General features: G+C 72.3%; 16 protein-coding genes. 7 read left to right on the forward strand and 9 right to left on the reverse strand.

Annotated features, from left to right (window positions below):
- Window positions 1–525, reverse strand: a 525-nt coding sequence (locus ACWIGU_RS42860; protein WP_454407308.1) for a hypothetical protein, incomplete at its 3' end; no start/stop codon positions are given.
- A 648-nt stretch (window positions 526–1,173) separates the two neighbouring features.
- Here ACWIGU_RS42860 and ACWIGU_RS42865 point away from each other — a divergent pair.
- Complete coding sequence (locus ACWIGU_RS42865) at window positions 1,174–2,565, forward strand: MFS transporter (RefSeq protein WP_454407309.1); 1,392 nt, start codon at window positions 1,174–1,176, stop codon at window positions 2,563–2,565.
- Between the two features lie 109 nt (window positions 2,566–2,674).
- On the opposite strand, the gene ACWIGU_RS42870 is transcribed toward ACWIGU_RS42865, so the two are convergent.
- The 4 genes from ACWIGU_RS42870 to lnt all read right to left on the reverse strand — a co-directional run bounded on the left by ACWIGU_RS42870 (window position 2,675) and on the right by lnt (window position 7,647).
- A complete protein-coding gene (locus ACWIGU_RS42870; protein ID WP_454407310.1) occupies window positions 2,675–4,618 on the reverse strand; it encodes a helix-turn-helix domain-containing protein in 1,944 nt (647 codons plus the stop codon).
- A 90-nt stretch (window positions 4,619–4,708) separates the two neighbouring features.
- Entirely contained in the window at window positions 4,709–5,500 is a 792-nt protein-coding gene (locus ACWIGU_RS42875) for a 3-hydroxybutyrate dehydrogenase (RefSeq protein WP_454407311.1), read from the reverse strand.
- A 55-nt stretch (window positions 5,501–5,555) separates the two neighbouring features.
- Window positions 5,556–6,035, reverse strand: coding sequence for an NUDIX hydrolase (locus tag ACWIGU_RS42880; protein WP_454407313.1), 480 nt, complete (start codon window positions 6,033–6,035; stop codon window positions 5,556–5,558).
- A gap of 10 nt (window positions 6,036–6,045) precedes the next feature.
- Window positions 6,046–7,647: an apolipoprotein N-acyltransferase gene (gene lnt, locus ACWIGU_RS42885; protein ID WP_454407314.1), complete on the reverse strand. Its 1,602-nt coding sequence runs from the start codon at window positions 7,645–7,647 to the stop codon at window positions 6,046–6,048.
- Window positions 7,648–7,871: 224 nt separating this feature from the next.
- Between lnt and ACWIGU_RS42890 the strand changes: the two genes are divergently transcribed.
- Entirely contained in the window at window positions 7,872–8,942 is a 1,071-nt protein-coding gene (locus ACWIGU_RS42890) for an O-antigen ligase family protein (protein WP_454407371.1), read from the forward strand.
- Window positions 8,943–8,957: 15 nt separating this feature from the next.
- On the opposite strand, the gene ACWIGU_RS42895 is transcribed toward ACWIGU_RS42890, so the two are convergent.
- Window positions 8,958–9,509 (reverse strand): hypothetical protein, encoded by a 552-nt coding sequence (locus tag ACWIGU_RS42895; protein ID WP_454407315.1) that lies wholly within the window; start codon window positions 9,507–9,509, stop codon window positions 8,958–8,960.
- A gap of 105 nt (window positions 9,510–9,614) precedes the next feature.
- Window positions 9,615–10,403 carry a glutamate racemase gene (locus ACWIGU_RS42900; RefSeq protein ID WP_454407316.1) on the reverse strand — a complete coding sequence of 263 codons (789 nt, stop codon included), beginning with the start codon at window positions 10,401–10,403 and terminating at the stop codon, window positions 9,615–9,617.
- 58 nt (window positions 10,404–10,461) lie between these two features.
- Here ACWIGU_RS42900 and ACWIGU_RS42905 point away from each other — a divergent pair, with 58 nt between their 5' ends.
- Complete coding sequence (locus ACWIGU_RS42905) at window positions 10,462–11,637, forward strand: glycosyltransferase (RefSeq protein WP_454407317.1); 1,176 nt, start codon at window positions 10,462–10,464, stop codon at window positions 11,635–11,637.
- Window positions 11,638–11,649: 12 nt separating this feature from the next.
- Here the strand turns inward: ACWIGU_RS42905 and ACWIGU_RS42910 are convergent, their stop codons facing one another.
- Complete coding sequence (locus ACWIGU_RS42910) at window positions 11,650–12,939, reverse strand: TerD family protein (protein WP_454407318.1); 1,290 nt, start codon at window positions 12,937–12,939, stop codon at window positions 11,650–11,652.
- Between the two features lie 259 nt (window positions 12,940–13,198).
- On the opposite strand from ACWIGU_RS42910, the gene ACWIGU_RS42915 reads away from it, so the two are divergent.
- From ACWIGU_RS42915 to ACWIGU_RS42930, 4 genes are all read left to right on the forward strand, one after another.
- The gene (locus tag ACWIGU_RS42915; protein WP_454407319.1) at window positions 13,199–13,639 is read left to right on the forward strand and encodes a DUF6643 family protein; all 441 of its coding nucleotides are present in this window, start codon (window positions 13,199–13,201) and stop codon (window positions 13,637–13,639) included.
- Window positions 13,640–13,684: 45 nt separating this feature from the next.
- Complete coding sequence (locus ACWIGU_RS42920; RefSeq protein WP_454407321.1) at window positions 13,685–14,509, forward strand: MOSC domain-containing protein; 825 nt, start codon at window positions 13,685–13,687, stop codon at window positions 14,507–14,509.
- A 180-nt stretch (window positions 14,510–14,689) separates the two neighbouring features.
- Window positions 14,690–15,295 carry an Rv1733c family protein gene (locus ACWIGU_RS42925; protein ID WP_454407322.1) on the forward strand — a complete coding sequence of 202 codons (606 nt, stop codon included), beginning with the start codon at window positions 14,690–14,692 and terminating at the stop codon, window positions 15,293–15,295.
- A gap of 115 nt (window positions 15,296–15,410) precedes the next feature.
- Window positions 15,411–17,816 (forward strand): right-handed parallel beta-helix repeat-containing protein, encoded by a 2,406-nt coding sequence (locus tag ACWIGU_RS42930; RefSeq protein WP_454407324.1) that lies wholly within the window; start codon window positions 15,411–15,413, stop codon window positions 17,814–17,816.
- On the opposite strand, the gene ACWIGU_RS42935 is transcribed toward ACWIGU_RS42930, so the two are convergent.
- A complete protein-coding gene (locus ACWIGU_RS42935; protein WP_454407325.1) occupies window positions 17,786–20,125 on the reverse strand; it encodes a hypothetical protein in 2,340 nt (779 codons plus the stop codon). The two genes, ACWIGU_RS42930 and ACWIGU_RS42935, sit on opposite strands and share 31 nt — an antisense overlap.
- Between the last annotated feature and the right edge of the window lie 22 nt (window positions 20,126–20,147).

Here is a 20,147-nt window from a genome sequence, read left to right on the forward strand (position 1 = left end):
GCCGGCGTGGATGCCACCACGCGGCTTGCCGTGGCCAGAGCCATAGCCGTCGCGCTCGTTCTTGCCGTAACCGCCGCGCTCGTCCTTGCCCGAGCCGTGATCGCCCTTGCCGGAGCCGCGTTCGTCCCCGCGCTCGTCGCCGCGCTCGTCCCCGCGCCCGTCCCCGCGCTCGTCGCCGCGCTCGTCGGAGTCCCCCTTCTTGTTCTCGTCCTTGCTCCAGTCGTCACCCTTCACCGCGGTGAGGGCGCCACCGCCGGTGTGGATGCCACCACGCGGCTTGCCGTGGTCAGAGCCGTAGCCGTCGCGCTCGTTCTTGCCGTAGCCGCGCTCGTCCTTGCCCGAGCCGTGGTCACCCTTGCCCGAGCCGTGATCGTCGCCGCGGTTGCTGTCCTTGTCGTGCCCTGTGCTGTAGGAAGAGTCATCGTTGTCCCAGTCGCCTGCGGCGACTGCGTACGCACCGGGAGCAGCCATGGCGAGTGCAGCCGTGGCCGTCGCGGTAGCGAGGAGCATGCGAGCAGAACGCATCGTCGAAGTCCTTCCGCCGCGGCCAGGCCACTGACTCTTCGTCAGCTCGACTTACCCGGCCCCGACGTGATAACCGTCGACCACGTGTGGCCCGCTCACCACTTGAACCGCCCGCCCGGCCGATTGCCGCGTCGTCACCCACTCGGCCCCCAATGGCTCAACCGGGGGCGAGTCACAGATCCTGACCAGGCATTTCACCACAAGATTTCCCCGGCCTCCGGCTCGTGGACCGCTTCGGGCACAACCCGATCGGCCCCGACACGACTGCGCGCACCCGGCCCCTCGAATGCACCAGCCCGACTCACCCCTCTCGCTGACGATGGGTCCGATCCGACCACACCTGATCGCTGACGAGGAGTCTGATCCGCGCCGGCCGTGCTCCCTGACGACGGGTCCGATGCACTGACCCCGATCGCTGACGGTCAGTCTGATCCGCCTGGCCCAGTGACTACGGGGCCCCACGGTCGTCACGCTGTCGCGACACGCCGACGTGCGATGAACTTGACGCTGCTCACCGACTCCTCATGGTGGCTCCCCGCATAGCACCGCCCAAAACTATGGTGCCCCACCACATGTGCCGTTGACCTGCGTCTTTCTACCTTGTGCCGACACGTTCCCGTCCCCGCCCAACGCCTGGAAGTGGTCCACATGGCCTCCGCAGCAACCGCTCCCCCACCGCCCGCGAGCCTCCGGCGGATCGTCGCCGCGAGCCTCATCGGCACCACGATCGAGTGGTACGACTTCTTCCTCTACGGCTCCGCCGCCGCGCTCGTCTTCAACAAGCTCTTCTTCCCCAACTCCGAGCCGCTCGTCGGCACGCTCCTCTCGTTCCTGACCTACGCCGTCGGGTTCGCCGCGCGGCCGATCGGCGCGCTCGTCTTCGGGCACTTCGGCGACAAGCTGGGCCGCAAGAAACTGCTGGTCCTGAGCCTGCTCATGATGGGCGGGGCGACGTTCGCGATCGGCCTCCTGCCCACGTACGACACGGTCGGCATGGCCGCTCCGGTACTGCTCACCGTGCTGCGACTGGTCCAGGGCTTCGCGCTGGGCGGCGAGTGGGGCGGCGCCGTGCTCCTCGTCTCCGAGCACGGGGACGCCAAGCGGCGCGGCTTCTGGGCCTCCTGGCCGCAGACCGGAGCGCCCGCGGGACAACTCCTCGCCACCGGCGTGCTCTCCCTGCTGACCGCGCTCATCTCCGACTCCGCCTTCACCTCCTGGGGCTGGCGCATCCCGTTCCTGCTGTCCGGCGTCCTTGTCATGGTCGGCCTGTGGATACGTCTCTCTGTCGATGAGTCACCTGTCTTCAAGGAGGCGCTGGCCCGGGCCGAGTCTCGCAAGGCCGCGCAGGGCGGCGCGAGCGAGAAGACGCCGCTCGTCGCCGTGCTGCGCCACCACTGGCGTGACGTCCTCGTCGCCATCGGCGCTCGCATGGCCGAGAACATCAGCTACTACGTCATCACCGCCTTCATCCTCGTGTACGCCACCACGTCGGCCGGCGTCTCCAAGCAGACCGCGCTGAACGCCGTACTCATCGCGTCCGCCGTGCACTTCGCGGTCATCCCGGCCTGGGGCGCGCTCTCCGACCGGGTCGGGCGCAGGCCCGTGTACCTGCTCGGGGCCGCGGGCGTGGGCCTGTGGATGTTCCCGTTCTTCTCGCTCATCGACACCGGCGGCTTCGGGAACCTGATCCTCGCCGTGACCGTGGGCCTCGTACTGCACGGGGCGATGTACGCACCGCAGGCGGCGTTCTTCTCCGAGATGTTCGCGACGCGGATGCGCTACTCGGGTGCTTCCATCGGCGCGCAGTTCGCCTCGGTCGCCGCCGGAGCACCCGCGCCGCTCATCGCCACGGCGCTCCTCGCGGACTACGGCAGCTCCACCCCGATCGCCCTGTACGTGATCGCCGCCGCCGTCCTGACGCTCATCGCCGTGGGCGTCGCGAAGGAGACCAGGCACCGCGATCTGGCTCACGTCGAGGAGGACAGCGCCGCCGGCGAGCAGGCGGCCGCGGCCCGCACGGCGGACGCCCGCCCCGCCTGACCCGGCCACCGCTCCCCCGGCCCCCGTACGCACCGCGCGTACGGGGGCCTCGCCGTCACGCGGGGCACGGCGCACGACACGCAGCGCCCAGCTCAGCACACCCCGGCCGTCAGCCCGATATCGCCCCGGCCAACCGGTGCAGCCGCAACGCGAGTTGGATCTCAAGGGCGCGCGCGGGCGACTGCCAGTCCGGGCCGAGCAGGCGCCCTATTCGTTCCAGGCGCTGTGCCACCGTGTTCACGTGCACATGCAGCGCGTCCTTGGTGCGGGCGGGACTCATGCCCGAGGCGAAGTAGGCGTCGAGCGTGCGCACGAGGTCGGTCCCCCTGCGCTGGTCGTACGTCACGACCTCGCCCATGGTGCGTTCGACGAACCCGGAGATGTCCCGGCTCTGCGCGAGGAGCAGGCCGAGGAAGCCGAAGTCCTCCGCGGCGGCGCCCTCGCCGGCTCTGCCGAGCAGGCGCAGGGCGTCCAGGCAGCGTTGCCCCTCCGCGTACGCGGCGGCGACGGTGTCGGTGCGAGTGGTCAGGTCCTCCACGGGCGCCGACGCGCCGACGGTGACCTGCTCGTGGACCGCGGCGGAGAGGTGCTTGGCGGTGCGGCGGGCGAGGTCGGAGGCCCGGTCCCCGGTTCTCAGGGGAAGCAGCAGGACCGTACCCCCGTCACGCGCGGCGGCGAGCCCGTGCCGGGTGGCGGCGACATGGGAGGCGGCGGACCACAGACGGCGCCGGGCGGCGGCCTCCTGTTCGGCGTCGGCGCCGGGGGTCTCGAGGCGCGCGGCCAGGACCACATGGGTGGCGTCCAGGTCGGCGTGCAGCCGCGCGGCGCGCTCCCGCAGCAGCCGCGGATCCCGGTCCCGCGCGTCGAGCAGGTCGTCCAGCAGCTCACCCCGTACACGCTGTTCTGCCTCGGAGGCGGAGCGCCGGGCGAGGAGCAGGAGCGAGGTGACCATCGCGGCCCGTTCCAGAGTGCGCTGGTCGACGGGGTCGAGCCCCGGGTGGCCCCGCAGGACGAGCGCGCCGAGGAGTTCACCGCCCGCCGCGACGGCGGCGACCCAGTCGTCCCCGTCCCGCACGGCGTGCCCGTCGGCGCGGGAGGCGTCGAGGGGTTTGTCGGGGGCGGTGACCACGTCGGCGAACTCCACGGTCCCGTCGAGGACTTGGGAGACGGCAGCCGCCACGTCGTGGACGCCGCCGCCCCTCAGGACGAGTTCCGCGAGGCGGTCGTGGACGTCGGACGCGCGCTCGATGACGTCGCCGCGGTCCCGGATGATCTCGTTGGCGCGCTCCAGCTCGCCGAGCGCCTCCCGGGTCTCCGAGAGGAGGTTCGCGGTGTCGATGGCGGCCGCGGCGAGCGCCGCGAAGGAGCCGAGCAGCGCGATCTGCTCCCGCTCGAAGACCCGCGCGCGCCGGTCGGCGGCGAACAGCACGCCGATGACATGGGGGCCGAGCATCAGCGGCACGCCAAGGATCGCGACGAGGCCCTCGTCATGGACTCCGGTGTCGATGGTGCGCGTGTGCTTGAAGCGGATGTCCTGCGCGTAGTCCTCGGTGACGTACGGCCGGGCGGTCTGGGCGACGAGTCCGCCGAGCCCCTCGCCCATGCCGAGCCTGAGCTGCTGGAAGCGCGCGGCGACGGAGCCTTCGGTGACCCTCATGTAGGTGTCGCCCCTGGCCGGGTCGTTCAGCGTCAGATAGGCCACGTCCGTGCTGAGGAGGGAGCGGGCGCGCTGCACGATGGCCTGGAGGACGGCGCCCACGTCGCGCAGGCCGGCGAGGTCGTGGGCGGTCTCGAAGAGCGCGGACAGCTCCGCCTCGCGGCGGCGCCTGCCTTCGAGGTCGGCGCGGACCCGCAGGGCGAGCCCCTTGGCGTGTTCGAGGGCGTCGAGCCGCCCCTGCGGCTCGCCCTCGGCGCGAGCGACCAGCACGGGCTGTTCGTAGGCGTCGGCGGACGCGCCCCGGGCGAGGAGCTCGAGGAACGGCGCCTCGGCACTCGATGCGGGGCGTTCAGGGCCTGCGGGGCCTGACGGGGACTGTGCTGGATCGTGCTTCATGCTCAACAGGATTACCCGCCGTACGGCCGGCCCCGCCAGCCCTGTGGACAACTCATTGGATCAGACAATCGCCGCCACCCGCGAGGGTGATCAGTGTGCGGTCCAGCCGCCGTCCAGGACGAGCGACGTCCCGGTGATGAAAGAGGCCTGCGGGCTGCACAGGTACGCGACGGCCTCGGCGATCTCGTCGGGTTCGATGAGCCGCTTGAGCGCGCTGTCCTGGAGCATGACTTCGGCCAGGACCCGTTCCTCGGGGATGCCGTGGGCTGCGGCCTGGTCGGCGATCTGCTTCTCGACCAGCGGCGTGCGGACGTAGGCGGGGTTCACGCAGTTCGAGGTGACGCCGTGCGGAGCGCCTTCGAGCGCGGCGGTCTTGGAGAGCCCTTCGAGGCCGTGCTTGGCGGCGACGTACGCGGACTTGAACGCGGAGGCGCGCAGGCCGTGGACCGAGGAGAGGTTCACGATGCGGCCCCAGCCCTGCTCGTACATGTGCGGCAGGGCGCCGCGGATCAGTCGGAAGGGTGCCTCCAGCATCACCGTCAGGACGGTGTGGAAGACGTCGGGCGGGAACTCCTCGATGGGGCGCACCAGCTGGATGCCCGCGTTGTTGACCAGGATGTCGGCGCCCGCGGCGCACTCCTCGGCCGCGTCCAGGTCGGTGAGGTCGAGGACGCGCGGCTCGATGCCGCCGGGGGTGGCGCCGGCCTGCTCGGCCAGCGCGTCAAGGCCCTCCCGGTCCCGGTCGACCGCTCTCACCTTGGCCCCGGCCGCGGCGAGCCGCAGCGCGCAGGCGCGGCCGATGCCGCCTGCGGCGCCGGTGACGAGTGCGATGCGGCCGCCGAGATCGAGCGGCGCGGTGAGGGGTGCGTTGGGCGCGGTCATGCTCCGCACCCTAGGCAGCGCTCGCGCCCCGCCCGATGTGGTCAGCACCCATACTTCAGCGCTCGGACGTGGTTTCGAACCATGTCGGCCCGTCGGAGGCCGCCTGCTTGATCCGGAGCAGGCAGAAGTCTCCCAGCGGCGGCAGCGAGTCCAGCGCGAACCAGCCCACCTCGAGGGACTCGTCGTCGTTGACCCGGGCTTCGCCGCCGGTCGCCCGGCAGCGGAAGGTCGTGTCCGTGAACTGGCACTGGTCGCCGTTCGGGTACGTCACCGGCTTGAGGGTCTTCACCAGGACGACCCGCTCGGGCACGCACTCGACGCCCGTCTCCTCGTACACCTCGCGTACGGCGGCCGCGGCGGGCTGCTCACCCGGCTCCGGTATCCCGGCGACGACGGCCCAGTTGCCGGTGTCGGCGCGCCGCCCGAGGAGAACCCTGCCGTCGTCGTCGAAGACGACGGCGCTCACGCCGGGCAGCACGAGGAGCTGGTGGCCCGCGGTGGCCCGGATCGTACGGATGAAGTCTGGAGTCGGCATGCCAGCGACCCTATCCGGCGGTGCTGCGCCCCACCCGGCGGGAGCGCACCACCGCCCAGCCGAGACCGCCCACGCCGACGGCCACGAGCAGCAGCTCAGGCCATCCGCCCAGGCGTGTGGCCGGCGTCAATGAGGTCCGCTTGGGCACATCGGCGACCAGGGTGTCGGCGACGAACATGCCGGTGTGCTGGGCGACGGATCCGTCGGGCCTGATGACCGCGCTGACGCCGCTGGTCACCGGCACCATCACGGCGCGGCCGTGCTCCACGGCGCGTACCCGGTCCATGGCGAGCTGCTGGTAGGTCATCTGGCTGCGGTCGAAGGTGGCGTTGTTGCTGGGCACGGAGAGGATCTGCGCGCCCGCCTTCACCTGGTCGCGCACGACGGAGTCGAACGCGGCCTCGTAGCAGGTGACCGGCCCGATCCTGGTGCCGGCCATGTCGAAGACGACGGCCTTCTTCCCTGACACGAAGTTGCCCGCGCGGTCGACGTCCTTGCTGAAGATGCGGAAGAAGCTCCGGTACGGCATGTACTCGCCGAAGGGCTGGAGCTGCCGCTTGTCGTAGACGGCGCCGGGGCCCGTCTTCGGGTCCCAGAGGATCTGGCGGTTGCGGGGCGTGCCGTCCTTGGCGGTGACGACGGCGCCGACGGAGACGGGCGCGCCGACCGCCTTGGCCGCCTTGTCGATCTCGGCGTACGCGTCGGGGTTCACGTAGGGGTCGATGTCGGAGGAGTTCTCCGGCCACAGCACGAGGTCGGGCTTCTTGATCTGGCCCGCCTTGATCTTCGCGGCGAGCTTCATCGTCTCCCGTACGTGGTAGTCGAGCACGGCCCGGCGCTGGGAGTTGAAGTCGAGGCCCATGCGCGGCACGTTGCCCTGGATGACGGCGACGCGCGCGGTGCCGTCCTCGGCGGCGGTGGAGACGAGGGGCGCCGCGGCCGCTCCGGCGATGACGGGCGCGACGGCGAACGCGGCGGCGATGGCCACACCCCGGTCGCGTACACCGCGTACGTCCTTGAGGCGCAGCGCGAGAGCGGTGAGGCCGAAGCCGCACAGGACGACGGCGAATCCCAGGAGCGGGGTGCCGCCCAGCGAGGCGAGCGGCAGGAACAAGCCACTGGGCTGACCGAACGCGACCTTGCCCCAAGGGAAGCCGCCGAACGGAAAACGTGCCCGCAGCGCCTCGTCCGCGATCCACACGCCCGCGGCCCACAGCGGCCACAGCGGCAGGCGTGAGACGTAGGCGATGCCGAGCCCGGCCAGGGCCATGACCAGCGATTCGGCGAGGGCGAGGGCCAGCCACGGCAGCGGCCCGACGTCGACGCCCGTCCACGACAGGAGCGGCACGAGGAAGCCGAGGCTCATGAGGAAGCCGAGGCCGAACCCCGCGCGCAGGCGCCGCCCGTACACGGACGCCCCGAAGAGGGCGAGGGCCAGGGGCGCGAGCCACCACAGTTCACGGGGCGGGAAGCCGGCGTACAGCAGCAGTCCGGAGAGCACCGCGGCGGCGGCCGGAGCGATCCGTCGCGGCAGGCGGGCCCGGCGCGAGGCGGGCGCCGACTGCGGATCGAGCTGTTCCGGCTCGTCTACGGAGGTTGCGGTGGCGGTCACCCGGGGAGTGTACGGCGGGTCACCTGCCGGGCGACACGGCGGTCCGCGGGGGTCCTGGCCGCCACGCGGATCACTGCGTGCAGCATCGTTCCTGCGCAACCCGTGCACAAACCGGCGCATCAGCCGTTACGGTGTGCCCGAGTCCCCGAGGAACGGCCGGATCCGGCCATGCCGCTCGGGGCCCGTCACAGTCGGGGGGCGACGGGGTGGTGGGGACCACGGGGATGTCGTCGGCGGCCGGTCCGTCGGCGGAGTACGAACGGCGCAATGTCGCCGACGCGGCGGGCATCGTCGTGCTCGGCGCGTGCGCCGTCTGGTCGCTGATCACCGCGACCGCCCGCGCGGGCAGGCCCGAGGGCGTGCTGCTCGCGGTGCTGGCCGTCGCGGCGGGCTACGCGTGCGGCCGGATCTCCGGCGCGCTGCTGCCCATGGCGACGCCCTGTGCGGCGGCCTTCGCGGGACTCGGGCTCGCGCTCGCCTCCCCGCACGCGGTGCCCGCGCCCGACACGGGTTCCCCGCTCGGCCGCACCGGCGCGACGGCCGCACTCCTCGTGCTCTCCACCGGCGGGGCCTGCTGCGCGGCCTGGGCGGCGCGACGCCTGCCCGTGCGCGCGGCCCTGTTCCTGCTGGCCGGCGGCACGGTCGCGGCGGCCGCCGCCGTCGGATCGATCGCCGGTGTCACCGCGTGCACGGGCGTGCTGCTGTGCTCCCTCGCCTCGGTCATGATGCGGCGCCACAGGGGCGTCGGCCTCGCCGGTCTCGGCGTCATGACGGGGCTGGTGACCGGACTCTCCCTGGCTCTGCTGAAGGGCGCACTGCCCTCGGGACTCACCGCCTCCTTGGAGGGGCAGCTCACGCAGCACCGGATCCTTTTGTGGCAGGACGCGCTGCGCATGGCCGAGTCCGATCCCGGCCTCGGCAGCGGCCCGGGCCGCTTCGGAGAGCTCAGCCCCACGGTCGGCGAGACGCTGCTGCCCGACGGCAAGCCGCACTCCGCCCCGCTGCAGCAGGCCGCCGAACAGGGACTCGTAGGAGTCTGCCTCCTTGCCGCGGTGTTCTGCTGGCTCCTGTACGTCCTGTGGCGGTCGGCGCGCTCCACGCCGGTGGTCCTGACGGCCGGCGCGGCCCTGACCGCTCTCGCTGCTCTGGCGACGCTCGGCAACGCCCTGAGTTTCACGACCGTCACCGCGGGCGCGGGCCTGCTCGCGGGGGTGGCGACGGCGAGACCCTGGGGCGACGAGCCCCCGGACAGCACTACGGCCGCCCCGGAGCGTGTCCAAAGCGGCCGCGTGTAAAGGGGGCGGGTGCCGTCAGACGGCGGGGCCCATCGAGGCCGGCTTGAGCCTGGCGTGAATGGCGCGCACCGCGGCCTCGGCGTTGTCCACGGTCACTGTGAACTTCCTGCCGTCGACCATGATCAGAACGACGCCTTCGCCACGCCGGACGATGACGGCCGTGCCCTGCTCGGGACGCCAGCGGTAGCCCCAGCCGCCCCACTGCCGTGGCGTGACGCTGGGTTCGAACTCGGCTCCCGCCACATGGGCGAGCAGGATGCGGCGGCGCGGGACTCCTATGTGGCCGCACCGCACTTCCAGGTAGTCCTTGTCGACCCTCACGGCCACATGGACGAAGGCAAGGGTGCCGAACAGGATCAGGAGACCCGCGGCGATGCAGCCGACCACCGACATCACCAGCGCGACGATCCCGGAAGTCCACTGGGAAGCCACGGCGATCTCGATGCCGAGCGCCACGCACGCGGCTCCGCCCAGCGCTGCCAGCCACTGCACGCGATTGCGCGCACGGCCTGTCCAGACCTCGGGGGCGGCGGAGGTGCGCCGCTCACTTCCGGAGTGGTGCCTCATGAAAACGAGACTACTCATGTTCCGCAGTGAAGGCACTGGGCTGCGGAGAGTGATTGCGTCAAGCCCTGGCGCACCTGGGCCATGCCCGAAATCCGGGCCCGGTCGTCACTGTGCGTGGCTTACGGCGGCCTGGAGCAGCCTGCCTTCCGCGTACGCGAGTGCGGCGGGCGGCAGCGAGGAGGTGCGGCCGCTGAGGAGGACGGTGAGGGAGCCCTGCGCACCGGTCTCGGCGTCGGGCCCGGCGCCGATCCTGCGCAGCGCCTGCGCGGCGACGGCCCCTGCGCTGCCGTGCAGGGCGAGCGGCGGCATGCCGGGCTGCTGGACGGCTGCGCGGATGCGTTCCGCCACGAGTTCGTAATGGGTGCAGCCCAGGACGACGGCCCTTACATCCTTCGGAGTGAGCGCCGCGGCGGCAGCGATCGTCCTGTCGATGGCGCCCTCGTCCGCGTACTGCACGGCGTCGGCGAGCCCCGGACAGGGCACCTCGGTGACCTCCACCCCGTCGGCGAAGTCCCGGATCAGTCCCCGCTGGTAAGGGCTTCCTGTGGTGGCGGGGGTGGCCCAGATGGCTACGGGTCCGGCGCCGGCGGCGGCCGGCTTGATCGCGGGGACCGTGCCGATGACGGGGATCCCGGGTTCGAGTCGGGCCCGCAGCGCCGGCAGGGCGTGGACCGAGGCGGTGTTGCACGCGACGATGAGCGCGTCGGGGCCGTGCTCCGCAGCGGCCTCGGCGACGGCCAGGGCCCGCTCGGTGATGCCCTGCGGGCTGAGCGGCCCCCAGGGCATCCCGTCGGGGTCCGAAGAGAGGACGAGCCCGGCGTCGGGCCGCAGGCGCCGTACCGCGGCAGCGGCCGCGATGAGTCCGATTCCCGAGTCCATGAGCGCGATCTTCACCCGGAAACCATAGACGATGGCCCTCACAGCGAGGGGGCGGTGGGGCAGACTGCGGCGGATGGACGCCGTTGTGTGGATCACCGCAGCATCGCTGGCCGCGTGGGTGTGGCTGCTGGCCGGGCAGGGCTTCTTCTGGCGCACGGACCTGCGTCTGCCCCCGCGTACGGAGCCGGCCAAGTGGCCCTCGGTGTGTGTCGTCGTCCCCGCACGCGACGAGGCGGCGGTCCTCCCGGACAGCCTGCCCTCGCTCCTCGCGCAGGACTATCCGGGGCGGGCCGAGGTCTTCCTGATCGACGACGGCAGCACGGACGGCACCGGAACCCTGGCGAGGGAGCTGGCCCTGCGGCACGGCGGGCTGCCCCTCACGGTCGACTCACCGGGCGAACCGCCGGCGGGCTGGACCGGCAAGCTGTGGGCGGTGCGCCACGGGATCGGCCTGGCACGCGCGCGTGAGCCCGAATATCTGCTCCTGACCGACGCGGACATCGCGCACGAGCCGGACAGCCTGCGGGAGCTGGTGGCGGCGGCGCGCACGGGCGGCTTCGACCTCGTCTCGCAGATGGCGCGGCTGCGCGTGGAGAGCGTGTGGGAGCGGCTCGTAGTCCCGGCCTTCGTGTATTTCTTCGCCCAGCTGTACCCGTTCCGCTGGATCGCGCGGAGGGGCTCGCGCACGGCGGCTGCGGCGGGTGGCTGCGTGCTCCTGAGCGCCCGGGCCGCCGAACGCGCCGCGGTCCCCGACTCGATCCGGCACGCCGTCATCGACGACGTCGCGCTCGCGCGGGCGGTGAAGGGCGCGGGGGGCCACATCTGGCTGGGCCTCGCCGACCGCGTCGACAGCGTCCGCCCGTACCCGCGGCTCGGCGACCTGTGGCGCATGGTGTCGCGCAGCGCCTACGCCCAGCTGCGCCACAACGCGCTGCTCCTCGCCGGGACCGTGGCCGGCCTTGCGCTCGTCTACCTGGCGCCGCCGGTCGCACTCGTCGCCGGACTCGCCACGGGACATGGACTGACCGCGCTGCTCGGCGCTCTCGCGTGGCTGCTCATGACCGCGACGTACGTTCCGATGCTGCGCTACTACGCGCAGCCGCTGTGGCTGGCGCCGCTGCTGCCGGGCACCGCGTTCCTGTATCTCCTCATGACGGTCGACTCCGCGGTGCAGCACTACAGGGGGCGGGGTGCGGCCTGGAAGGGACGTACGTATTCCAGGCCGGACCCCGCGCCGGAGCGGCAGTAGCCGACCGGGGCGCTACTTTCTGCCCGGCGTCCAGTTCATGCCCCACCCGTAGGCGTAGTCGACGGTGCGCTGCGGGCTCACGCCGCGCTCGGGCACGAGGTAGCGGGCCTCGCGCTGCACGGTCAGGTCGCTGCCCGTGTTCGTGATGAGCGCGAGGGCGCACACCGTCGACGGCACGGTGCACTCGTCCAGGGAGAAGTCGACGGCCGCGCCGAACTGGGGCTGGAGCGTGACGGTCGCGTGCAGGTCCGCGAAACTGCGGGCGCCTTCGTAGATCGTGACGAAGATGAGGACGCGCCGGAGGTCCTTCATGTGGTCGAGGTTGATCGTCAGGTTCTCGCCGCTGGAGACGGCGCCGGTGCGGTCGTCGCCGTCGAGGTGGATGTACGGCGGCCGGTTCAGGGCGCCGAACGCGTTGCCCAGGGCCTGGACGACGCCCTTGCGGCCGTCGGTGAGTTCGTAGAGGGCGCACAGGTCCAGGTCGAGGTCCGCGTGCTGCGCGACGGCGCGGCCCAGCTTGCTGCCCCACCCCTTGAACTGCTTGCGCACCTCCCAGTTGAGGTTCACGCGCATCGCGCCCGACGTGCCGCCCTGCTTGGCAAGGGAGACGGACGGCGCCGCCTTGGTGAGCGTCACCTTGGTGAGGCGGACGGGCTGCTGCGGGGGTGCGGTGGGGGGCGGAGGCGGCGGCGCGGTGACGGGGGCCGCGACGGGCGGTGCGGGGGCGGGCGTGACCGCGGGTGCCGGCGCGGGTGCGGGTGTCGGCGCGGGTGTCTGGGGTTCGTCGACCGTGATCCCGTAGTCGGTGGCCAGGCCCGCCAGACCGCTGCCGTACCCCTGGCCGACGGCGCGGAACTTCCAGGCGCCCTGGCGCCGGTAGAGCTCGCCGAGGACGAAGGCGGTCTCCACGCTCGCGTCGGCGCTGTCGTAGCGTGCGATCTCGGCGCCGTTCGCCGCATCGAGGACTCTGACGTACAGCCCGGGGACCTGCCCGAACGTGCCGCCGTCCGACGACGCGGCGAGCACCACGTTCTCGATCGCGGGCTCCACGCGCGCGAGATCGACCGAGATCGTGTCGGTCACCTGGCCGTCCGCGCTCCGCTTGCCCTCGTGACGTACCGCCCCCGAGGCGTGCGCCGGCTGGTTGTAAAAGACGAAGTCCGCGTCCGAACGGACCTTTCCGGAGACGAGCAACAGCGCGGAGGCGTCCGCGTCGGGCACCCCCGCACCTGAACGCCACCCCAATTCGATCCGCACGGCCGGCGCCGCCACGACGACATTCGAACCTTTAGACATTGGCATGTCCGCCCCCAACAGAGATCTCCGGCTTCCTGGTCAACCTATTCCCCGCGACCGAAAGCGGCACCGGGGCACGCGTTTGATGATCACTGGCCAACCGCCGGTAACCCATCAGAACTCGCCTTTACACGATCCGAACGCTCAACGACGACCGATTTTGCCAAGTTCGCTCGCATTGGGGATCTCGAGTCACTGCCGACACGCAAAACAACCCTCTTATCGGTCTCCCCAACCAGCACATCGTGGGCTTAACTTATGTGCCATGACCTCCCCCCGCTCCACCTATGGCGGCGGTTACTACTCCGCGCCGTCCTTCCCGGACACTCCGATCTACGACTCCCTCGTCGCAGAGCGGGGCACACCCCAGATCGCCCCGATCCGGGTTCCTGCCATGTACGACACCGGCAGTCATCTGCCCGCACTCCCGTCCGCGCTTCCCGCGCTGCCGGCCGGGCCCTCCGCTCCCATGCCCCAGTACGGTTACGCGACCCCGCAGCAGGCGCCGCTCCAGCACGCGCCGGCGCCGTACATCCCGCAGCAGGCCTCCGGGCCCCGCGGCTACGCGGGCATGCAGCAGCCGCAACAACAGCAGCAGCAGCGCCCGGCGCCCGGCACCGGCTACGAGGCCATGCGCCCGGCGGCGCCCCGCCCTGCCGCGCCCTACGAGGATCCGTACAACCGTCAGCAGTACCGCGGTTACTGATCTTCCGGACATGGGGCTGTCCGTGCCGCCTGGCAGGATGGCCCCATGCCGAATGCCTCGCTTCACTCGATTCACATACACCCACTGAAGTCGGTTCGGGGGCACGCGCCGCGCGAGGCGGCCGTGGAACCGTGGGGTCTTGCAGGAGACCGCCGGTGGGTGCTCATCGACGCCTCGGGCAAGGTCGTCACCCAGCGCCAGCACCCGCGTCTCGCGCTCACTTCGGCCGAGACCCCGGACGGCGACGGTCTGCGCATGTCGGCACCCGGCCGCGCTCCCCTGACCGTGCCGGTGCCCCGGCCCGCCGGGACGACCACGGTGAACATCTTCGGTGACAAGGTCGAGGCCGTTGCGGCCGACGACGCGGCGCACACCTGGTGGAGCGCGCACCTCGAGGCCGACGTGCGGCTCGTCCACCTCGACGACCCGGCGACGCGACGTCCCGTCGACCCCGAGTACGCGAAGCCCGGCGAGACGGTCAGCTTCGCCGACGGGTATCCGCTGCTGCTCGCCACCCTGTCCTCCTTGGATGCCCTCAACTCCCTCATCGCGCAGGGCGATCACGCGGACGAGGGCCCGCTGCCCATGAACCGATTCCGGCCGAACGTCGTGGTGGACGGCACCGCGCCCTGGGCGGAGGACGACTGGTCACGCATCTCGATCGGCGACGTCACGTTCCGTATCACCAAGAAGAGCGGCCGCTGCGTGGTGACCACCACGAACCAGTCGACTTCGGAGCGTGGCAAGGAGCCGCTGCGGACGCTCGCACGCCACCGCCGTTTCGGTGACCAGCTGTGTTTCGGAACGAACCTGGTCCCCGAGACGACCGGGACGGTCCGGATCGGTGACGCGGTCACGATCCTGGGCTGACGCGTGGCCGCGCGGGGAACCCCGCGCCGGAACACGGTCGTTGGAGCACAATGGAAAGACATGGAGAGACGGACAGGCGGAGAGCTTCGCCGAGTGGGGTGATTTCGCTCTCTCTTCGCCCCACCTGCGCGTGAGCCGTGCCGTTCACGGTTAAGACGGAGGCGGAAGGGGGTGCTGGCTGTGCGGGCAATCGCCGGACTCTGGCGCTGGCGGCACAATCCGCTGCGCCGCGCGACCGACCTCGCCGAGGCCTGGGTCGCACTGGTGGCGGTGCTGCTCATCGTCGTCGTCGCACCGGTCATCGGCGTCGCGACGGGATCCCTGGCGCAGGGCGCCTTGATGCAGTCGGTCCAGGAACAGCACAAGAACCGCCGGGAAGTTCCGGCGACGGTCGTACGGAAGCTGGCCCAGCCGCCGCTGGACTCCGATCCCGAGACGTCCACGGCGCGAGACGCGCACAGCAGGGTCGTCGCCGACTGGAAGGGACCCGACGGCGTCAAGCACACGGGCCGCGTCCTGTCGAGCCTCACGACCCCGCAACCGGGCGACCGGTTCCCGCTGTGGGTCGATGCCACAGGTCAGGTCGCCGGCCGCCCGCTGGACAACGCGACGGCGACAACACACGCCGCGCTGGCCGGATTCGGGACCGCGGCGGCCGTGGCGGGACTCGTCGAGGGCGCCCGACGCCTGGTCATGTGGCGCATGGTGCGCCGCCGGTACGACCGTTGGGACCGCGCCTGGGACAAGGCGGGCCCGGACTGGGGCAGGACAGGGACCGGCAGCTGAGCGGCCTTCCGCTCCGGTCAACTCCCGTCCTTCGCGCACGCTACGGTGGACCCACCTTCGCCGCGGGGAACGCAGCGAGGACCCGCGTACGACGAGGTGGGGGCACGACAAAGCCATGGCACAGGGCACGGTCCAGGTGACGCACACCGGCACGTCGCGGTGGCGGCGCCGCACTGGGGAGTACGGATCGCTCGCCGCGGCCCTGGAGGCCGCGGGTGACGGCGACGTGCTGACCGTGGGGTCGGGCACGTACAGAGAGAACCTCGTCGTGGAGCGCGCGGTGACGCTGCGCGGTCCCGAGGGCTCGCCCGGGTCCGTGCGGATCGCCCCCGTCGACGGGGTGCCGCTCACGGTGCGCGCGTCCGCGACCGTCACCGGTCTGCATGTCGAGGGGCAGGACTCGGCGGCCCCGGCACTCCTCGTGGAGGAAGGCGCTCCGGAGCTCTGCGATCTGCGGATCGTCACGCGCTCGGCGGCCGGCATAGAGGTGCGGGGCGGCGCGCGGCCCACCGTGCGGCGCTGCACCGTCGACAACCCCGGAGGCATCGGCATCGCCGTGCTCGACGGCGGGGGCGGTGTCTTCGAGGAGTGCGAAGTCGTCGCGGCGGGCCAGGCCGGAGTCGCCGTACGCGGCGGCGCGCACCCCCGCCTGGAGCGCTGCCGGGTGCATCACGCGTCGGGGTCCGGACTGTCCGTCACCGGCGAGCACAGCGGCCTGGAGGCCGTCGGCTGTGAGGTGTACGAGGTCAAGGGCACCGGCGTGCAGATCACCGGGCGCGCCACGGCGCATCTCACGGACTGCGATGTGCACCGCACCACGGCGGACGGTGTCACGCTCGACACGGACGCGGTGCTCACCCTCTCCGACTGCCGTATCCACGAGATCCCGGAGAACGCGATCGACCTGCGCTCCCGGTCGGTTCTGACGCTGACCCGCTCGACGGTGCGCCGGTTCGGGCGCAACGGTCTGTCCGTGTGGGACCCGGGCACGCGCGTGGACGCCAACCAGTGCGAGATCCATGACAGTACGGGCGACTATCCGGCGGTGTGGGTGAGCGACGGCGCGACCGCCGTGCTCGACGCGTGCCGGGTGCACGACGTGCCCGACGCCCTGTTCGTGCTCGACCGCGGCTCCCGCGTGGACGTGGTCGACAGCAGTCTCTCCCAGGTCCGCAACACGGCCGTGTCGGTGAGCGACGGCGCCACGGCCCAGCTGGACGACTGCCGGATCAGGGAGGCCGCGACGGGCGCCTGGTTCCGTGACCACGGGAGTGGCGGCACCCTCGCCAACTGCACTGTGGACGCGGTCCAGACGGGCGTGATCGTCACCAAGGGCGCCGACCCGACGGTCGAGCGCTGCACGGTCTCCTCCCCCGCCGAGGCCGGCTTCTATGTGTCGGCCGGGGGCCGGGGCAGCTTCCACGGCTGCCGCGTCACCGGGAGCGAGGGCTACGGCTTCCACATCATCGACGGCTGCCGCACGACGCTCAAGAAGTGCCGTACGGAACGGTGTTCGCGCGGCGGTTACGAATTCGCCGAGGACGGTCCCGTCGTCGAGGACTGCACCAGCGACGAGAGCGGCGGGGTGCGCTCCGCGGGGCAGGCCGCTCCGGCGCCCGGCGTCCAGAAGGCCACGCAGACCGTGGGACTGCTCAGCGCGCTGCCCGAGCAGCGTGCCGTGGCACCCGAGACACAGGCGCCGGACACGACGCGTACGTCGACCGACGTCCTCGGCGAACTCGACACCCTGGTGGGTCTGGAGAGCGTCAAGCGCGAGGTGCGCGCCCTGACGGACATGATCGAGGTGGGCCGGCGCCGGCAGCAGGCGGGCCTCAAGGCGGCTTCCGTCAGGCGGCACTTGGTGTTCACGGGCTCCCCCGGCACCGGCAAGACCACCGTGGCGCGCCTGTACGGGGAGATCCTCGCCTCGCTCGGTGTCCTGGAGAAGGGCCATCTCGTCGAGGTGTCCCGGGTCGACCTGGTCGGGGAGCACATCGGTTCGACCGCCATCCGCACGCAGGAGGCCTTTCAACGGGCCACCGGCGGCGTGCTGTTCATCGACGAGGCATACGCCCTGTCCCCCGAGGACTCCGGCCGTGACTTCGGGCGTGAGGCGATCGACACGCTGGTGAAGCTGATGGAGGACCAGCGCGACTCCGTCGTGGTGATCGTCGCGGGCTACACCTCCGAGATGGAGCGCTTCCTCTCGGTCAACCCCGGTGTGGCGTCCCGTTTCTCACGGACCATCACGTTCTCCGACTACGCGCCCGAGGAGCTGCTGCGGATTGTGGAGCAGCAGGCCGACGAGCACGAGTACCGGCTCGGCGAGGGCGCGTCGGAAGCCCTCCTGAAGCACTTCACGGCGCTCCCGAAGGGACCCGCCTTCGGCAACGGCCGCACGGCGCGGCAGACCTTCGAGTCGATGGTCGAGCGCCACGCGGGCCGGGTCGCCCAGCTCGCCGAGCCGAGCACGGACGACCTGACCCTGCTCTACGAGGACGACTTGCCCGAGCTGCCCTGAGGCGCGGCGGGCTCGCCGTCCGGGCGCGGCCCCGGGACTTCCGGGCGCAGCCTGGCGAGGAGGCGGGCCCGTTCCTCGGCGAAGACGGGGTCGGCCTGGTAGTCGGAGTGGCCCAGGATCGGTGCGGGCAACGGGTGTTGCTCGGTGCGGCCGTAGGCGAGGGGGTCCTTCAGCGCCGGGTGGTCGACCTGGGGGCCGTCCTCGCCGGGCAGCCGGACGGGGCCGCCGATCGGGTCGGTGGTGCGGTGCAGGTTGCGCCAGCAGTCGACCTGACGGTGCAGGGCGCCGAGCGCGGCGGGGCCGAAGTGGGCCGGGAACCAGCGCCCGTAGAGCCGCTCCAGAGGCGAGCCGTAGGTGAGCAGGGCGACGCGTCGGCGGACCGTGGGGTGCAGCTGCCAGGCGGCCGCGGCGGCGAGGACGCTGCCCTGGGAGTGGCCCGACAGGACGAGGCGGCCGCCCGTGGTGCGGGTCCAGGTGGCCATGCGCCAGGTCAGGTCGGGCACGGCGCGCTCCGCGTAGCAGGGCGGCGCGAAGGGGTGCGCGGCGCGCGGCCAGAACGTGCCGACGTCCCACAGGATGCCGATCGTGCGGCGGGCCGACCGGTCGCGGTAGGCGCGCCTTCCCCAGGTGACGAAGAGTATGAAGCCGAGGCCGATGAGCCAGGAGCCCAATGCCTGCGCGGTCTGCGCGGCGCCTTCCACGATGTCGTACGTGCCCTGTGCGGCCCGGCCCGGCACCTGGTGGGTCGCCCACGCACCCGTGAGGGCGCCCGCGCCGAGGAGGAGGGTCACCGTGGACACGGCGCCGATGATCATGGGCGCCTGGTCGGTGAGGGCGGCACGCGCGCGCGTGCCCGCGATGCGGCTGGTGCGGGCGGCGTCCTCGGGCTCCCCCGGGTAGTCGGTCGCGACGGTGGCCGTCTCGCGGCGCTTGAGCCGCATGGTGCGCTGGGCGAGGACGGCGCACACCACGGCGACGACGATCAGCAGCGGCGGGATCACGGAGGCCTGCCAGGACAGCAGGACGGGCGGCCCTTCGATGGTGCCGCCGGCGCCCGGCGTGCCGGAGCCGTCCAGCCAGTCGGCTACGCGCTGGGACACTCCCCCGGACATCACACCGCCCAGGGCGCAGGCGAGCATCGCGGTCGCGGGTCCGCCGAGGCCGCGCAGCGCCGCGCGGGTGTCGCGGGCGCGGCGGTGGATGGCGTGGGCGACCACGGCGAGCGCCACGACCACCGCGCCCTGGACGAGGACGATCCCGCCGAACGTCGCGTCTCCGGGCAGGCGCCCGTGCGAGCGCCACTCGGGGCGCGACCAGCCCGCGTACAGGAACGTGAGCACCAGGAGGGCGAGGGCGGCCGCTGGCAGGAGGCGGACGAGGGTCCGGTCGAGGGTGCGGTCGACCGTGTTCTCGCTGCGGCCCCTGCGGCACACCACCCAGACGACGACGGCGGTGCCCGCGACGAGCGCGCCGTCGAGGATCCGGCCGAGCACGTCGAGGAGGACGGGACCGCCGCTCTCGCGGTCGAAGCGGGCGGCCGAGGTGCCGACGGCGGCCGCCACCGTGAGCAGGCCCGCGGCGGTGTGCGCGGCGCGCAGCCGGGCGACAAGACGGCGGCCGTACCAGAACCCCGGCCGGCCCAGCGCGTTGGTCGGGGCCTCCTCCTCCGGGTCGGGCTGATGGGGCAGCGGCTGCTGGGACTCGTACGCGCCCCAGGTGCGGTGGGAGAGGTACCAGAGGAGTCCGGTGAGGGCGGCCGGGACGAGGGCGGCGAGGGCGAGGCGGCGGCCGGGCTGGCTCCACCAGCCGCCGTGTCCGTGCGCGTCGACCGACAGGAAGCCGAGCCAGGAGCGTCCCTCGGCGCACGCATGCGTGCCCGCGCACTGCCAGGCCACCAGGTCGAGCGCCACCTCGCAGGCGGCGGCGACCAGGAGGACGGTGAGGCTGAGGCCGACGAGGCGCACCAGGAGTCCGTAGGCGCGCACGGTCCGCGTGCGGCGGTGGGCGTTGGGGCGCATCCAGTGGGCGAGGTTGACCACCATGAACGGCAGGAGCAGCAGCCACAAGGCGCGCGAGCCGTTGCCGGACGTGAGGTTGCACCAGACGTACGCCTCGGGGACGGGCTTGCCCCGGTAGTCGTCGGGGCGTTCCTCCGCGTCGGCGTCGTCGGCGCGGCGGTAGACGGCGGCCGTGTCGTCGCCGGAGACCCGGACCGTGCGCGGGTCGCCCAGCATCGCCTCGGGGGTGGTGCCCCCCACGCCGTGGACCAGAAGTTCGAGGGCGGTCTCGTCCGCCGTGTCACGCTCCACCGTTCAGCATCCCCCGATTGAC

The organism is Streptomyces sp. NPDC055400, from assembly GCF_053644375.1.

Coding starts and splice junctions, on each gene's coding strand:
- ACWIGU_RS42880 (WP_454407313.1), bottom strand. CDS start 6,035: ATGCCGACTCCAGACTTCATCCGTACGATCCGGGCCACCGCGGGCCAC.
- ACWIGU_RS42930 (WP_454407324.1), top strand. CDS start 15,411: ATGGCACAGGGCACGGTCCAGGTGACGCACACCGGCACGTCGCGGTGG.
- ACWIGU_RS42875 (WP_454407311.1), bottom strand. CDS start 5,500: ATGACCGCGCCCAACGCACCCCTCACCGCGCCGCTCGATCTCGGCGGC.
- ACWIGU_RS42915 (WP_454407319.1), top strand. CDS start 13,199: ATGACCTCCCCCCGCTCCACCTATGGCGGCGGTTACTACTCCGCGCCG.
- ACWIGU_RS42910 (WP_454407318.1), bottom strand. CDS start 12,939: ATGCCAATGTCTAAAGGTTCGAATGTCGTCGTGGCGGCGCCGGCCGTG.
- ACWIGU_RS42895 (WP_454407315.1), bottom strand. CDS start 9,509: ATGAGGCACCACTCCGGAAGTGAGCGGCGCACCTCCGCCGCCCCCGAG.
- ACWIGU_RS42870 (WP_454407310.1), bottom strand. CDS start 4,618: ATGAAGCACGATCCAGCACAGTCCCCGTCAGGCCCCGCAGGCCCTGAA.
- ACWIGU_RS42905 (WP_454407317.1), top strand. CDS start 10,462: ATGGACGCCGTTGTGTGGATCACCGCAGCATCGCTGGCCGCGTGGGTG.
- ACWIGU_RS42865 (WP_454407309.1), top strand. CDS start 1,174: ATGGCCTCCGCAGCAACCGCTCCCCCACCGCCCGCGAGCCTCCGGCGG.
- ACWIGU_RS42890 (WP_454407371.1), top strand. CDS start 7,872: ATGTCGTCGGCGGCCGGTCCGTCGGCGGAGTACGAACGGCGCAATGTC.
- ACWIGU_RS42920 (WP_454407321.1), top strand. CDS start 13,685: ATGCCGAATGCCTCGCTTCACTCGATTCACATACACCCACTGAAGTCG.